We start from the raw sequence: 14980 nt of genomic DNA on the forward strand, positions 1-14980 counted from the left end.
CGAGTTCGAGGTGGTGGCCGTTGTTGGTGACTTCGGTGCTGCCGAGTACGGAGAAGTGCATGGGTTTGCTCCGGGGGTGGGTTGTGGCCGGGGTGGTGTGTTTCCGGCGGGGTCCGAGTTTCCCATCGGCGGTCATTGGCGAGGCACCCCTAGGGCACCCCGCAGGAGGTGGGGGTGCATGGTGGGTGTCATTGGGTTGGCAGTGTGGAGTTGCTGGTCAGGCATTGTCGGGTGGTGGTGGGGCATGAGACCGTCACCCGGGTCTGATGATCGGCGCACGCACGGTGTGGGAACGGCGCCCCGCAATTCTGCGAATCGGTAACGGCGTGGACCGGGACCGGGTCTCCCGCCGTCGCGTTCCGGCTGCCCCTGGCCACCGTCACCGGGGCCGGGCGGGGAGGGATCGGCGTCCCACGGAAGGCCGCGCCCCGGCGTGCGCGACGATTCCACGGTCCGCGCGAGGCATTGACGCGAGTCGCCGGCCGGCGAATGTGGCGGGGCGGGCGGCCCGGGGTCCGCGGAATGGTCGACCCTCGCGCCGGAGACGAATGGCGTCCCCGCGGGGAATCGCACCGATCGGTCAGGTGCGAATGGTGCCATGCCCCGCCGCGGGGCGGAACACCGCGGTCGGGGAACCCGGGCCGGGCCGCGCGGCGCCGGTCGGCGGCGGCGCGGCGGGGGCGGTCGGCGGCTGCGTGGCGGCGGGGGCTGCGTGACGCGCCGGGGGCCTGCGCGGCGCCGGACGGGGACTGCGCGGGCGGGTGTCGTCGCCGGTGGGCGGCGTCCGCGGGGCGGGACACGGACGCGGTGGTGCGGCTGCCGCGTTCCGGCGCCGATCACCACCGCGTCCCACGGTCCGTCGTCGACGAGCCGGTCCGTGCGTACGGACCCGGCGTCGACCTTCCGGGCGGGCCGTCAGTTGCCGCTGTTGAGCACGTTCCCGTCGTGCGGGCGCAGGGCCCGGGAGCGCCGGAAGTCGCGGTGCACGAAGATCCGCTGGAGCCACCGGTCGCGGCCGTCGTAGCGGGGCGTGAACTCGGTCCGGCCGTGCAGGGCCAGCCGGTTGTCGACGAACGCGAGGTCACCGGGTTCCAGGATGAACGTCCGGCGGACGGTGCGCAGCGCGTCGCCGAGCATCGACAGCGCCTGCGCCGCCTCGGGGTCGAGGGGGAACGAGCTCTCGAAGTCGACCTGGACGTCCGGGTCCTCGAAGCTGCCGCTGAGGATGCCGTGCGGTTCCGGCGCGCTGCGCAGGTCGCCGAACGACGCCGGCGGTTCGGTGACGAACCGTGGCTCGTGCAGCACCTTGCGGACCTGCTCGGACAGCAGCGGCAGGGCGTTGCGGATCGACGTCACCTGCAACCCGGCCACGTTGTCGTGGTCGTTGCGCAGGCAGTGCAGCCCGACGTAGTCCGGGCGGTAGACGTGGAAGGCGTTCTCCACGTGCATGGACAGCGTCACCGAGCCCGCGTTGCCCTGGAACTTCTCCATGCCCGGCACCGGCACGACGTCCTGTACCAGCGCGCCGGCCTTCTCCTCCTTGAAGGCGATGAGCTCCCCGAGTTGCAGCCCCAGCAGCACCTGCGCGGCGGCGGGCACGGTGGACTCCCGCTGCGCCGAGCCGGCCACTGTGGGTGTGTCGGGCAGCTCGGCGGCGTCCACGGGCAGGTTCCGCACCAGCAGCACGGCGTCGGGCCCGGGATCCCAGGCGAAGCGCCGCACCATCTGGCGCAGGCGTACGGGCAGGTTGCTGGAGAGTTCGCGGGCCGTTTCGAGCCAGGCGGCCGAGTCCACCAGGCGCGGCGGTCGGCCCGCCAGGTAGCGGGCGATCGTGTCGACCTCGATGTTCTCCTCGCGGGTCAGGACGATCGAACGGTCGGTACTGCGTGTGGGCTGGACGTCGACGGTCACGCCGAGCCTCCTCTGCTGAGGTTCGAGACGGTGTGGGGGTTGAGCGAACGGTCAGTCGTCGTCCTCGTCGTCGTCCCAGAACGCGTCCTGCAGGTGCTCCGCGAGCTGCCGTGGCGTCGGGTTGGCGAACAGGTCGGCGAGCTGTACCGGCATCGACAGTTCGGTCCGCACCCGCTGCACGAGCTGGGCGCCCAGCAGCGAGTGGCCACCGCTGGCGAAGAAGTTCGAGTCCGCGTGCAGGCCCGGCCGGTCGAGCATCTCGGTCCAGATCCCCACCAGGGCGACGGTCGTCTCGTCCGGCGGGTCGGCCTCGGCCGACGCCCTCGCCGCGGCGAGCGCGACGAGGGCCGCGCGGTCCACGGTGCCCGCCACGGTGACCGGCAGCTGGTTCAGCACGACCAGGTCGGGGGTGAGCGGCAGGGCGGCGCGGGCGTGCTCGCGCAGCCGCTCCGCCACGTCGGGCTTGCGGGACTCGACGAACGCGACGACCGGGCCGTCCTGCGCGTCACCGGTGGACCCGACGGCGGCGACCGCCTCCACGTCCGGGTGGGCGGCGAGGACGGACTCGATGTCGCGGAGGTGGATCCGCTGGCCGGCGACGCGTACCTGGGCCGCCAGGGGGCCGACGACGTCGATCCGGCCGTCCGGCAGCAGGCGCGCGAGGTCGCCGGTGCGGTGGAACCGCCCGTACGTGGGGTGCTCGCCGAACCGGGCGGCGGTCAGCTCCGGCCGGCCGTGGTAGCCGGCGGCCAGCGTGTCGCCCGCGACGCACAGCTCCCCGCGTACGCCGATGCCCAGCTCGTGCCCGGTGCCGGGCTCGGTGACGAAGACGCGGGCGGTCGGGAGGACACCCGTGGAGTCCCGTCCGCCGTCGAACGCGGCGTACCCGGCGACGCCGTGCGTGGTGTAGCCGTGGTGCGGCGTGCATCCGGTGGCGTGCAACTGCGCGGCGAGCGGTCGGGGGAGCGGTTCGTGTGTCACCAGGACGGCGCGGCCCGCGAGCCGGGCACCCGCGTGCTCGACCACCTGGCGCCACACCGCCGGCGGCGCCTGCACCACGGTCACCCCGTGCCGCTCCACCAGCTCGCCGAGCGCGTGGCCGTCGGCGCGGGCCGCGTCGGGGGCGACGACGACCCGGCCGCCGGTGGTCAGGGCGACCAGCAGCTCTGTCAGCGCCGCGTCGGTGGCGGCGCTGCCCAGCCAGGCGGTGACGGCCGGCCCGGTGGCGGCGACCCGGTCGGCGAGCCGCGCGACGGCGCGGGCCAGGGCCCGGTGGGTGACCGTCACCGCGAGCGGGGCGGGCGCGTCGAGGTGGTACTCCAGGTAGGCCACCGCGTCGAGGCCGGGACCGGACGGCGCGTCGGTGCGGACCGCGTCGGTGGCGCCGGGAACGGCGGGGATGCGCACCGCGCCGGGCACGGGGAGGCCCTCGGCGGCCAGCACCGGGTCGGCACCCGAGTCGGCCAGCCGCGCGGCGAGGTCGGGGATCGGCTGGGTCGGGTCGAGCAGGACGCAGCGCTTGCCCGCCAGCCACACGCCGAGCCACGCGGCGGCCAGCTCCGCGCCGCGCGGCGCCAGCACGGCGACCGTGCTCCCGTCCGAGGCCGCGACCAGGTCCCGGGTGGCGATCGCCGCCGACCACAGCCGGCCGTACGACACGGCGTCCGTGCCGTCCTGCACCGCGACGAGGTCCGGGTTCGCGGCGACCGTCGCGTGCACGGCGTCCAGCACCGACGCCGTGGTGGCCGACTCCGGCGGCGACGCCGGCAGGGCGAGGTCGCCCGCGCCCCGGCGGGACAGCTGCGCCACCGGCCGGTCCAGGTCGTCGCCCAGCTGCACGAGCAGCGCGTCGTACCGTTCCAGCAGCAGCCCGACGTCGGCCGCGTCGAAGGCGTCGACGCAGAACGCCGCGCGCACGGTGGTCGCCTCCTCGCCCGGCATGATGAAGAACTCCAGGTCGAAGCGGCTGTAGCCGTTCTCCACCATGACGTGGCGCACCGGCATCCCGGTCAGCGTGGCGGAGGCGTCGACGGTGCCGGGCACGTAGTTGAACAGGTGCCGGAAGAACGAGCTGCGCCACGACGACGGCGCGTCGCCGAGCACGGCGGGGGACACGTGCTCCAGCGGTACGTCGGCGTGGCTGATCGCCTCGAGGAAGGTGCTGCGCGTCTGCTTCACGACGGCGCGGAAGTCGGCGTCCGGGTCGACCCGGACCCGCAGCGGCACCAGGTTCGCGTGGTAGCCGATGGCGCTCATGCTGCGCTGGTCGCGGACGTTCACCGGGGTGCCGATGACCACGTCGGAGCCCGCGCCGTGCTGGGCGAGCAGCACCGAGTACGCCGCGAGCAGCACGACGGCCTCGGAGGCGCGCAGTTCGCGCTGGAAGCGGCGCACCACGGCGCGGGCCGGCGCGGAGAGTTCGTGGTGGATGGTCCGGGCGCGCAGGGACGGCGCCCCGACGGGCGGCCGGGCGCACCACAGGCCCGCCTCGGCGGCCCGCAGCCCGTCGAGGTTCTTGCGCCAGTACGCGACGCTGCGCTCGTCCGGCGCGCGCTCCACGAGCGCGGCCACCGGGGCGTCGTCCGGCCGGCGTCCCGCCGCGAGCGCCTCGTAGCCGGCGAGCAGCTCGCGGAGCAGGATCGTGGTCGACATGGCGTCGAAGTTCAGGTGGTGCACGACGACGCAGCACACGTCGGCGTCCGCGCCCGCGCGGATCCCCGCCCGCAGCAGGGGGCGGCCGTCGATGGCGAAGGGCTCGGCGGCGAACGCGGTCAGGTCGGCGTCCCTCCCGTCGTCGCCCGCCCCGATCTCCACCACGGGCACGTCGACCTCGTCCGGACCGAGCACCTCCCGGGTGAGCGTGGCGTCGTCGGAGCGGAACACCGTGCGCAACACCTCGTGGCGGGCCAGGACCGCCCGCAGCGCCGCCGTGAGCAGCCCGCGGTCGATCCGGCCGGCCACCTCGAAGGCGACCGCCACGTTGTTGACCCCGGTGTCCGGCACCAGCCGCTCGAGCAGCCACATGGCTGCTTCCTTCCTGCTGGCTGCGATGGTCATGCTCACTCGTCCCCTCGGTCGGTGTCGGCGCAGACCTCGGCGAGTCGCGCCACGGTCCGGTTTTCCAGCACGTCGCGCAGCGACAGCGTGAGCCCGCGTCTGCGTGCCTCGTTGACGAGTTGGGCGGCGCCGAGGCTGGTGCCGCCCCGGACGAAGAAGTCGTCGTCGACGCCGATCGAGGAGACGGCCGTGTAGGTGGCGAAGAGCTCGCACAGCAGCGCCTGCAACTCGTCGGCGGGCGCCCGCCCGCCCGGCGTCGCCGCGACCTCCGGCGCCGGCAGGGCCGCCGTGTCGAGCTTGCCGTTGACGGTCAGCGGCAGCGCCGCGAGGCTCACCACGGCGCTCGGCACCATGTAGTCCGGCAGGGTCTCGGCGAGGTCCTTGCGCACCTGCTGGGGGTCGACCTTCGCGTCCGCCCCGGGCACGACGTACGCGACGAGCTGCTTGACCTCCGGGGCGTCGGTGCGGATCACCGCCGCCGCGTGGCGCACCTCCGGGCGGCGCAGCAGCGCCGCCTCGATCTCGCCGAGCTCGATGCGGTAGCCGCGGATCTTCGCCTGGTTGTCGACCCGCCCGCAGAACTCGTACTCGCCGTCCTCGGTGGGCCGGACCCGGTCGCCCGAGCGGTACATGCGCGAGCCGGGCGGGCCGTACGGGTCGGGCAGGAAGCGCTCGGCGGTCAGTGCCGGCCGGCCCAGGTAGCCCCGGGCCAACTGGCCGCCCGCGATGTGCAGCTCGCCGATCTCGCCGATCGGCACCGGGCGCAGCTCGTCGTCCAGCACGTGGTAGCGCACGTCGGGCATGGGCTGGCCGATGGGCAGCGGCCCCGGCGGCACCGGCTGGTCGGGCTCGATCACCACGGTGCTGCACCCGACGGTCGTCTCCGTCGGGCCGTACTCGTTGATCACCCGCGCGCCGGGGTGCCGGCGGCGCCACGCGTCGACGGTCTCGCCGAGCAGCAGCTCGCCACCGGCCATCAGCTCCCCGGTCGGGGACGCCTCGGCGGGCAGCGCGGTGAGCAGCGGGATGTGCGACGGCGTCACCTTGACGAACGTGGGCCGCTGCTGCCCGGACGGTCCCGCGGCGGGCGTGCCCATCTCCTCCAGGGCGCCGACGTGCACGCAGCCGCCCGTCATCAGCGGCGCGTAGAACGCGGTGACCGTCAGGTCGAAGGCGAACGAGGAGTGCAGCAGCGCCCGGCCGCGTACGCCCGGGTAGGACGCCACGACGTGGCGCAGGTACGTGCCGAGCTGGCGGTGCTCGATCATCACACCCTTCGGGCTGCCGGTGGAGCCGGAGGTGTAGATGACGTACGCGACGTTGGCGGGCCGCAGCGGGGCGAGCCGGTCGGCGTCGGTGACGTCGGTGTCCGGCTGGCCCGCGTACGCGTCCGGTTCGTCGAGCAGGACCCGCGGCACGTCGTAGGCCGGCACCGCGTGCTGGTCGTCGCCGGTGGTCAGCAGCAGCATGGGCCGCGCGTCGGTGAGCATGTGCTCCAGCCGCTGCGGTGGGTAGCTCAGGTCCAGCGGCAGGTAGGCCGCCCCGGCCTTGAGGGTGGCCAGCGCGGCCACCACCAGGTGCGCGGAGCGGATCCCGATCGCGACGAGCCGGTCCGGGCCCGCGCCGAGCGACACCAGCCGGTGCGCGAGCCGGTTCGCCTCGGCGTCCAGCTCGGCGTATGTCCTGCGGTTCTCGCCCCACACGACGGCCGTGGCGTCCGGGGTGCGTCGCACCTGCTGCGCGAACAGGTCGGTGAAGAGCGCGGGCTCACCGCCCGCCGGGCCCGGTGCCACCGCGCTACCCCGCGATCCGCAGACCGGCGTCCGTGCCGGTCATCAGGCCGGAGACCGTCGCGGCGACGTCGGGGTGGCGCAGCATCTGGTCGTGGTCGACGTCGAGCGGGATGGTGCGCCCGAAGCCCTGCCCGCGCTGGGTCGAGTGCGCGGAGGTGATCGCCGTCGCCGTCGCCCACTGCGGGGCGGGGTCGATCTCCGTCGCCGCCCGCAGGTAGCCCACGAAGGACGCGAAGCTGCCGCCCAGTTCGCCCCGGACGTCGTCGTCCAGGCCGAGCCGGCGCCCCGCCACGTCGATCGCGTCACGGAAGATGCCGGCGAGCGCGGGACCGATGAGGGTGAGGTCCTCGAGCCCGTACTTCTCCTGCACCGCCTGGCCGTCGGCGTGGAACGCGGCGATCTCCTCCGGGGTGAGGATGGTCCGCAGCGCGTCCGCGGCGGCGTGGAAGTCCCGGTACAGCCCGACGATGTTCGGCAGCTCCGGGTCCAGCAGGACCAGCCGGGGCGCCTCGTCCTGCGACTCGGCCAGCCGGGCCGCGAGGGGGGCGGCGAACACCGCACCCACGCAGTAGCCGATCACGGTGTCGACGGTGCGTTCCCGCCGACGTACGCCCTTCGCCCACCGCTCGACGTAGTCGGCGCCGGACATGGTGTCCTCGGCGCCGGAGGCGGGTGCCACGGTCTCCCAGATCTCGCCGGGCGCGCTCAACAGGGGGACCAGGTCGCGGAAGCACGCCTGGGTGCGGCCGGTGCTGGTGAAGTCGACGGTGAGCGTGAGGCCGCCCTGCCCGCCCTTGCGCAGTATCTGCCAGGAGTTCTTCTTCACGATGGGATCCCTCGTCGTAGCGGTGCGTACGTTCGTCGTTAAGGGGGTGCGGGCCCGTGCGCTCCCGGTCGCGGGCGCTCAGACGCGGGCGCTGTCCTTCAGGTACCGCAGGGTCACGGCGCCGCCGAGCACGACGGTCCAGCCCGCGAGCACCAGGGCCGCGAGCCCGAGCCGGGCGCTGTCCTCGAACGGGCTGTGGCCGACCTCGGCCAGCCAGTGGCTCGGCATGATCGCGGACACGGTCTGCATCCAGTCGGGGAACGCGACCGACGGGACCAGCGCGCCGCCGAGCACGCCGAGCAGCATGTGCGAGACGGAGGTGAGCACCTGCACGCTCTCGGCCGTGGCGACCTGGCCGATGAAGACGCCCAGCAGCGCGAACGGCAGCGTGCCGAGCCATACCCCGAGCACCAGTTGGAGCCAGCCGCCCACCGGCAGCCGGACGCCCTGCAACAGCGCGCCGGTGAGCGCGACCGCCGTGATCGCCGGCAGCGCCACCACCATCGCCGCGGCCAGCTTCGCCGCCAGGTAGGAGGTCGGCGACAGGGGGGTGATGCGCAGCTGGCGCTGCCAGCCCGTGGACCGCTCGATGGCCACCCTGGTGCCGACGTTCAGCGCGACGAAGAGCGCGCCGAAGGCGGCGAGACTGCCCAGCAGGTGCTCGCTGAAGTTGATGGCGGCGCCTCCGCCGGTCAGGTTGGCCTGCATCATGTCGAACAGGTTGGCCTGCATCAGGTAGAGCAGCGTCGGGAACAGGAACGCGACGATCCAGAACTTGCGGGCCCGGATCACCCGCTTCACTTCGAGCTTGAGGAAACCGGCGCTCATCAGGCGGCCCCGCCCTTCGTCGCGGTGAGGGCCAGGAACGCCTGTTCCAGGCCGAGGGCGCCGATCTCGACGTCGTACGCGCGGGGGAAGCGCGCGAACAGCTCCCGGGCGGTGGCGTCGGAGTCGGAACTGACGAGTTCGACGCGCTGGCCACGGGCCTCGACGGTCATCACGCCGGGCAGCAGGCGCAGCTGCTCGACCGTCGCGTCCGGAACGGTGGCCGACAGCGAGCGCCCCGCCACCACGCTGCGGATATCGGCGACGGTGCCGTCGGCGATGACCACCCCGGACTGGACGAGCACCACCCGATCGGCGAACTCCTCCGCCTCCTCCATGTAGTGGGAGGCGAACACCACGGTGCGTCCGGAGTCGGTGAACTCCCGCATCGCGGCCCAGAACACGTGGCGGGACTCGACGTCCATCGCCACCGTCGGCTCGTCCAGCACCAGCAGCCGCGGGTCGGACACGAGGGTGAGCGCCAGCCGCAGCCGCTGGCGCTGACCGCCGGAGAGCCGGCTGCGGCGGTCGGCGATGTCGGTGAGGTCGGTGCGGCGCAGCACCTCGGCGATCGGCAGCGGGGCGGCGTGCAGCGACGACACCATCGTGAGCAGCTCGCGGACCGACACGTCGTCGAGCAGCGCGCCATCCTGGAGCGTCGCACCGATGACGCCCCGCGTGATGGCCTCCCGTGGGGTGTGCCCGAAGACCCGGATCTCGCCCCGGTCGGGGCGGGTGAGCCCCAGGATCATGTCGACGAGCGTCGACTTCCCCGCGCCGTTGGGCCCGAGCAGCGCGACCACCTCGCCGGGAGCGATCCGCAGGTTGATGCCGTTGACGGCCCGCACGTCGCCGTAGCTCTTGTGCACGTCCGCCACGTCGATCGCCTGTGGGTCCACCGCACCGAGCGTGGGTGTGGCCACGAGGTTCCCGATTGCGTTGCTCATTGATTTCCCCATTTAGATCGGTGCGGGTATGCGAATAGTATTTAGCAGCGCTACGGAGCGGGAGCCAGGAATTCCGGGGCCGCCGCCGCGAGAATTGGCGTCCGAGGTGTCTTATTCCGGGGTGGTGAGGGGTGACCGTAGGGGTTACCCCGCGATGGCGGTACCCGCCATCGTCGGACCTGTCGTGGTCCTGGGCTGCGCATTCGTGGCCCGTGCGGGGAGGTGTTCGTGACACGTCAGAAGCGGAACGGTGACGGTCATTCGTCGACCGTCGACGCGAGAACGGATGTCATCGGTCGTGACGACGCCACGACTGAGCTGTTCGCTTTTCCACACAGCGACTTTTTCCGGGAAACCGTGACGGGCACCGAACGGGAATTGGCCGGTAATCGGTCCGTCGTTTCCGCCGCCCCGCGGACCGTCGCGACCGGCCGGCCCGATCACCCGGGGGTGGGCTGACATGGACCGCCTCGCCGCCGCGGCCGAGCGGGCCGACCGGCTCGGACCGATGCTCGGCACCTTCCTGCACCGCTTCCCGATCGACGACCCCGGTACGGACGGGCCGCTGCGCGGCACGCTGATCGGCGTCAAGGACGTCGTCGCCGTCGCCGGTGCGCCGAGCACCTGCCAGAGCGTCGTGCACGACGCGGGCTGGTGGGCCGACCGCGACGCGACAGTGGTGGCCCGGCTGCGCGCGGCGGGCGCCGTGATCGTGGGCAAGACCACGATGGCGGAGCACGCGCTGTCCCGGCCGGACCCGGACGCGTCCTTCCCGGTGCCGCGCAACCCGTGGGACCCCCACCGATGGACCGGCGGGTCGAGCTGCGGCAGCGCCAACGGCATCCCCGCCGGGTTCTTCGACGCGGGTGTCGGCACCGACAGCAACGGCAGCATCCGGATCCCGGCCGCGCTGTGCGGCGTGACCGGGCTGAAGCCGACGCAGGGTCTCCTGCCGGCGGCGGGCGTCCGCCCGCTGGCGCGGTCGGTCGAGACGGCGGGTCCGCTGGCCCGCACGGCCCGGGAGTGCGCGCGGCTGCTCGCCGTGATGGCGGACCGGCCCGCGGAGCTCTCCCGGCCGGCGCTCGCCGACCTCGCGGGCGTCCGCGTCGGCGTCCCGGGCGACCTCGTGCGGTACGCCGCCGGGCTGACCGACGACACCGCCGCCGCCTTCGACGCCGCGCTCGACGAGCTGCGGGCCGCCGGGGCGGAGGTCGTCGACGTGCCCTTCGACGAGGCGTTCCCGCTCTTCGCCGCGCAGCTCGTGACGATGCTGGTGGAGGCGTTCGAGGTGCACGGGGCGCAGTTCCGGGCGCGCTGGAACGACTACGGCCGGCCGTTCCGGTGGAACGTCGCGCTCGGTGGCGTGCTCCCGGCGGAGACGTACCTGCGGGCCCAGCGGGTACGCGGGTGGGGTGCCGAGGCCCTACGGGCGCGGTTGCGCGACGTCGACGTCATCGCCACGCCCGCCTGGCCGTCCGCCGCCCCCCGCTACGACGACCAGGCCAGCCTCCAGACGATCTCCTTCCTGCCCAGCATCTGGAGCGCGGTCGGCTTCCCCGCGCTGGCGCTGCCGATGGGGGCCGACGGCGACGGGCTGCCGCTGTCGCTGCAGCTGGCGGCCGCCCCCGGCCGCGACTTCGACCTGGCCGCCGTCGCCGACGTCTACCAGCGGCGCACGGGCTGGCACGAGCGCGAGCCGAAGCTGGAGGTCGTGACGGACCTCGCGGGAGTCTGCGCCCCGGAGGCGCCCACCGACGGCGTCGACCCCGTCCGGCGGCAGCGGTTGGCCGAGGCGTTCGGCGAGCTCGGCGTCCCGCTGGGCGAGGGGGACCTCGACCAGGTGACCATGACGTGGTCGAAGGTGCAGGCCCTCGCCGGGGTGTTGCCGGAACTCCCGGTGGACGTGCCGCCGTTCGTCGCCACCGGCGGGTGAGCGCGACTGCGACCGCGCGGGCGTCGCACACGTGGGGGACGCACGGGTGAGGCATGCGTACGACACGGTCGGAACGTGACGCGGCGGGGGTTGGTTCTGTCGCCGGTCGACGGCAGCCTGTGAAGCATGGATGACGTCGTGATCGAAGTGGACGGGCTGCGCCGCAGCTACGGGGAGTTCGAGGCGGTGCGCGGGATCTCGCTGCGGATCCGCCGGGGCGAGCTGTTCGCCCTACTGGGCACCAACGGTGCCGGCAAGACCACCACCATCGAGGTCCTGGAGGGACTGCAACCGGCCACCTCCGGCCGGGTCCGGGTGCTCGGGCTGGATCCGGTGCGCGACCGGGCCGCGCTGCGTCCCCGGACGGGGGTGATGCTCCAGCACGGCGGTTTCACCGGTGCGCTGACCGTCCGGGAGACGGTGGAGATCTGGCGCTCCCTCACCGTCCGGCCGCAGACCACCGCGGAGGTGCTGGACCTGGTCGACCTCGGCGACCGGATGAACGTGGCGGTCGAGCAGCTCTCCGGCGGCGAGGGCCGGCGGCTGGAGCTGGCGCTGGCCGTGCTCGGCCGCCCGGAGGTGCTCTTCCTCGACGAGCCCACCACCGGCATGGACCCGGCCTCCCGGCGCCGCACCTGGGACGTCGTCCGCGAGCTCCAGAAGGGTGGGACCACCGTCCTGCTCACCACGCACTACCTGGAGGAGGCGGAGGTCCTCGCCGACCGGGTGGCCATCATGCGGGGCGGGAGCATCGTCGCCACGGGCGCCCCGGAGGACGTCGTGCGCACCCTGCCCGCCCGGATCAGCTTCCGGCTGCCGGCGACGGACGCCCTTCCCGACCTGCCGCACGCCGCCCGCATGGTCGACGGCGACCGGGTCACGTACGAGTCCCGCCAGCTCCAGAGCGACCTCACCCGGCTGCTCGAATGGGCCAACGCGGCCGACATCCGGCTGGCGTCCCTGTCGGCCCGACCGGCCACCCTGGAGGATGTCTTCCTGGACATCGCCGCCGACCACGACCTGACCGACCAGCACGCGGAACCGGAGGCCGCCCGATGAGCGGGACGATGACGACGCCGAGCCCCACCACCACCGCCACCCCGCGCGACCGGGCGACCCGGCCGATCTGGCAGATGGCCGCGATGCTCAAGATGGAACTGCTGGCGCTGCGTCGCAACTGGACGGCCACGGCCATGTCCGTGGTGACCCCGCTGATGATCGCCATCCTGCTCGTCAGCGAGTACGGGGGCGAGGCGGTGCCCGGCGTCCGCCGGGTCGTCAGCATCACCACCCTGATCATGGTCTTCCTGGTGCACCACCACCTGACCACCGTGTACGCGTCGCGCCGCCAGGAGCTGGTGCTCAAGCGGCTGCGGGCGGGGCTCGCCTCGGACCGCACCATCCTGCTCGGCACGGCCAGCAGCACCGTGGCGATCTTCCTCGCCCAGTTCGTCGTGCTGGTCGGCTACGCCCTCCTGGTGCTGGGCCTGCCGATGCCGAAGAACCCGCTGGTCATGGCGCTGGCGCTGCTGATCGGGTCCGCGATCATGGCGGCCTTCTCGGCGGCGCTCTCCGCGATCACCCGCAGCTCCGAGGCGGCCATGCTGACCACCCTGCCGACCCTGGTGATCTTCCTGGCCACGCCGGGTGCGCTGCTGCCGCTCGGCGCGCTGCCGGAGTCGCTGGAACGGATCCTCTGGTTCCTGCCCATGGGGCCGTTCACCGAGATCATGCGCGTCGGCTGGCTCGCCCGCACCGACGAGGGCCAGGCCCTGAGCTTCGCCGGGACGCTGGTCGAGACGCTGCCCTCCTTCGGGGTGCTGCTGGTCTGGCTGGCGGTGTCGCTGTTCATGGCCGCCCGGTACTTCCGATGGGAGCCCCGGCACGGATGATCGAGGTCATCGCGCCACCTGGCATCGGGAGCGTGAGCATGGAGCGGGCGCAGGTCGAGCGTGACGTCGGCCTGCGCCGCGCCCGTGCCGTCACGTTGAGCACCGTCGGCAGCGGCGTCCTGGGCACGTTGCTGCTGGCCGCCGTCGGACTGTCGCGGGAGGAGGATCCCCGCTGGGCGGTGGCCGGGGCGGTGGGCGTCGTCCTGTTCGTCGCCGCGCAGAGCGGAGCGCTGTACGGGGCGATCACCCCGTGGCTGGCCGAGTCGACGCGGCGCCGCCTGCTCGCCGGGTTCGTCTGCGCCGCCGTGCTCTCCGTACCGCTGGTCGGGCCCGTGGGCGGGCCGGAGTGGGCGACCTGGGGGTTCCTGGGCGCGTCGGTGATCGGCTCGGTGTCCCTGCTGCGGCAGTGGTGGGTCGCCGTTCCGGCGGTGCTGCTGTCCCTGGCGACGGCCGCCGGGGTGGCGGCCTGGAACGGGGCCCCGGTCCGCGGCCAGGTCACCATCGTGCTGGTCGCCGGCCTCTCCATGGCCGCGTGGAACGCCCTGCAGCTCTGGCTGTGGGGGCTGCTCGTCCAGGCGCAGCGGGGGCGGGCCGCCCAGGGCCGGCTCGCCGCCACCGAGGAGCGGCTGCGGTTCGCCCGCGACGTGCACGACCTGCTGGGGCACAGCCTCTCGGTCATCGCGCTGAAGGCCGAGCTGGCGTCCCGGCTGGCGGCCACGGACGCCGGGCGGGCCAGCCGGGAGGCCGCCGAGGTGCAGCGGCTGGCCGCGTCGGCGCTGGTCGAGCTGCGCGAGGTGGTGCACGGGTACCGTGCGGTGGACCTCGGGGACCAGATCGCCGCGGTGGAGCAGGTGCTGCGTTCCTCCGGCATCCGCTGCGCGGTCGCGCTGCCGCCGGACGACGTACCGTCGGAGATCGCCCGGCAGCTCGTCGCGGTGCTGCGGGAGGCCAGCACCAACGTGTTGCGGCACAGCCGGGCCACCTGGTGCACCATCGAGATCAGCCAGGACGAGGACGAGGTACGGATGACCATGACGAACGACGGCGCCGAGGGGGCGTCGCCGGACCGGCACAGCTTCGGGCTGCGCGGGCTGGCCGAGCGGCTGGCCGAGGCAGGGGGGACCCTGCGCCACCGGATCGACGACGGGGTGTTCCGCCTCGACGTGACGGTACGGACCCGCCCGTGATCAGGGTGCTGCTCGCCGACGACGAGGACCTGATCCGGGCGGCGCTGGCCGCCCTGCTCGGCCTGGAGTCCGATCTGGAGGTGGTGACCGAGGCGCCGGACGGGCGGGCCGCCGTGACCGCCGCGCTCGCCCACCGGCCGGACGTCGCCGTGGTGGACCTGCAGATGCCGGCCCTGGACGGGCTGGAGGTGACCGCCGAGCTGGCGCGCGTCCTGCCCGCCTGCAAGGTGGTGATCCTGACCGGGCACGGCCGGCCGCCGCACCTGCAACGCGCGCTGGCGGCCGGTGCCAAGGGGTTCCTGCCCAAGGGCGCGCCGGGCGGGACGCTCGCCGACGTCATCCGCCGGGTGCACGCCGGCGGCCGGTACGTCGACCCGGCGCTGGCCGCCGACGCGCTCACCGCGCCCGAGTGCCCGCTCACGCCGCGCGAGCTGGACGTGCTCCGGCTGGCCGAGTACGACACGCCGGTGGCGGAGGTGGCCCGCCGTACCCACCTGTCGGCGGGCACGGTCCGCAACCACCTCTCCGCGGCGGTCAGCAAGCTCGGGGTGGCCAACCGGGCGGAGGCGTTCCGCACCGCCCGGGACAACGGCTGGCTCTGACGGTGCC

General features: G+C 73.9%; 12 protein-coding genes. 6 read left to right on the top strand and 6 right to left on the bottom strand.

What is annotated here, in order from left to right:
* Nucleotides 1–915: 915 nt before the first annotated feature.
* The 6 genes from ACLQ22_RS31340 to ACLQ22_RS31365 all read right to left on the bottom strand — a co-directional run bounded on the left by ACLQ22_RS31340 (nucleotide 916) and on the right by ACLQ22_RS31365 (nucleotide 9359).
* Nucleotides 916–1911 (bottom strand): TauD/TfdA family dioxygenase, encoded by a 996-nt coding sequence (locus ACLQ22_RS31340; protein ID WP_425695490.1) that lies wholly within the window; start codon nucleotides 1909–1911, stop codon nucleotides 916–918.
* A 51-nt stretch (nucleotides 1912–1962) separates the two neighbouring features.
* The gene (locus ACLQ22_RS31345; RefSeq protein ID WP_425695491.1) at nucleotides 1963–4968 is read right to left on the bottom strand and encodes a condensation domain-containing protein; all 3006 of its coding nucleotides are present in this window, start codon (nucleotides 4966–4968) and stop codon (nucleotides 1963–1965) included.
* A 2-nt stretch (nucleotides 4969–4970) separates the two neighbouring features.
* Nucleotides 4971–6761 carry a non-ribosomal peptide synthetase gene (locus ACLQ22_RS31350; protein WP_425695492.1) on the bottom strand — a complete coding sequence of 597 codons (1791 nt, stop codon included), beginning with the start codon at nucleotides 6759–6761 and terminating at the stop codon, nucleotides 4971–4973.
* 4 nt (nucleotides 6762–6765) lie between these two features.
* The gene (locus ACLQ22_RS31355) at nucleotides 6766–7587 is read right to left on the bottom strand and encodes a hypothetical protein (RefSeq protein WP_425695493.1); all 822 of its coding nucleotides are present in this window, start codon (nucleotides 7585–7587) and stop codon (nucleotides 6766–6768) included.
* Nucleotides 7588–7665: 78 nt separating this feature from the next.
* Nucleotides 7666–8415, bottom strand: coding sequence for an ABC transporter permease (locus ACLQ22_RS31360; RefSeq protein ID WP_425695494.1), 750 nt, complete (start codon nucleotides 8413–8415; stop codon nucleotides 7666–7668).
* Entirely contained in the window at nucleotides 8415–9359 is a 945-nt protein-coding gene (locus ACLQ22_RS31365; protein WP_425695495.1) for an ABC transporter ATP-binding protein, read from the bottom strand. The genes ACLQ22_RS31360 and ACLQ22_RS31365 overlap by 1 nt, the downstream gene beginning before the upstream one ends.
* 228 nt (nucleotides 9360–9587) lie before the next feature.
* Here ACLQ22_RS31365 and ACLQ22_RS31370 point away from each other — a divergent pair, with 228 nt between their 5' ends.
* From ACLQ22_RS31370 to ACLQ22_RS31395, 6 genes are all read left to right on the top strand, one after another.
* Nucleotides 9588–9818 (top strand): hypothetical protein, encoded by a 231-nt coding sequence (locus tag ACLQ22_RS31370; protein ID WP_425695496.1) that lies wholly within the window; start codon nucleotides 9588–9590, stop codon nucleotides 9816–9818.
* Nucleotide 9819: 1 nt separating this feature from the next.
* Complete coding sequence (locus tag ACLQ22_RS31375; RefSeq protein ID WP_425695497.1) at nucleotides 9820–11292, top strand: amidase; 1473 nt, start codon at nucleotides 9820–9822, stop codon at nucleotides 11290–11292.
* 126 nt (nucleotides 11293–11418) lie between these two features.
* A complete protein-coding gene (locus ACLQ22_RS31380) occupies nucleotides 11419–12351 on the top strand; it encodes an ABC transporter ATP-binding protein (protein ID WP_425695498.1) in 933 nt (310 codons plus the stop codon).
* Between the two features lie 8 nt (nucleotides 12352–12359).
* Nucleotides 12360–13184, top strand: coding sequence for an ABC transporter permease (locus ACLQ22_RS31385; protein ID WP_425695499.1), 825 nt, complete (start codon nucleotides 12360–12362; stop codon nucleotides 13182–13184).
* A complete protein-coding gene (locus ACLQ22_RS31390; RefSeq protein ID WP_425695500.1) occupies nucleotides 13181–14371 on the top strand; it encodes a sensor histidine kinase in 1191 nt (396 codons plus the stop codon). Before ACLQ22_RS31385 ends, ACLQ22_RS31390 begins: the two co-directional genes overlap by 4 nt.
* On the top strand, nucleotides 14368–14973 hold the full coding sequence (locus ACLQ22_RS31395; protein WP_101411373.1) for a response regulator transcription factor: 606 nt from the start codon (nucleotides 14368–14370) through the stop codon (nucleotides 14971–14973). Before ACLQ22_RS31390 ends, ACLQ22_RS31395 begins: the two co-directional genes overlap by 4 nt.
* Nucleotides 14974–14980 lie beyond the last annotated feature (7 nt).

Source organism: Micromonospora sp. DT178 (assembly GCF_049841695.1).
Classification (GTDB): Bacteria; Actinomycetota; Actinomycetes; order Mycobacteriales; family Micromonosporaceae; genus Micromonospora.

Excerpts from the sequence above, each read along its gene's own strand:
- ACLQ22_RS31345 (WP_425695491.1), bottom strand. The coding sequence starts at position 4,968 with ATGACCATCGCAGCCAGCAGGAAGGAAGCAGCCATGTGGCTGCTCGAG.
- ACLQ22_RS31360 (WP_425695494.1), bottom strand. The coding sequence starts at position 8,415 with ATGAGCGCCGGTTTCCTCAAGCTCGAAGTGAAGCGGGTGATCCGGGCC.
- ACLQ22_RS31365 (WP_425695495.1), bottom strand. The coding sequence starts at position 9,359 with ATGAGCAACGCAATCGGGAACCTCGTGGCCACACCCACGCTCGGTGCG.
- ACLQ22_RS31375 (WP_425695497.1), top strand. The coding sequence starts at position 9,820 with ATGGACCGCCTCGCCGCCGCGGCCGAGCGGGCCGACCGGCTCGGACCG.
- ACLQ22_RS31380 (WP_425695498.1), top strand. The coding sequence starts at position 11,419 with ATGGATGACGTCGTGATCGAAGTGGACGGGCTGCGCCGCAGCTACGGG.
- ACLQ22_RS31385 (WP_425695499.1), top strand. The coding sequence starts at position 12,360 with ATGACGACGCCGAGCCCCACCACCACCGCCACCCCGCGCGACCGGGCG.
- ACLQ22_RS31390 (WP_425695500.1), top strand. The coding sequence starts at position 13,181 with ATGATCGAGGTCATCGCGCCACCTGGCATCGGGAGCGTGAGCATGGAG.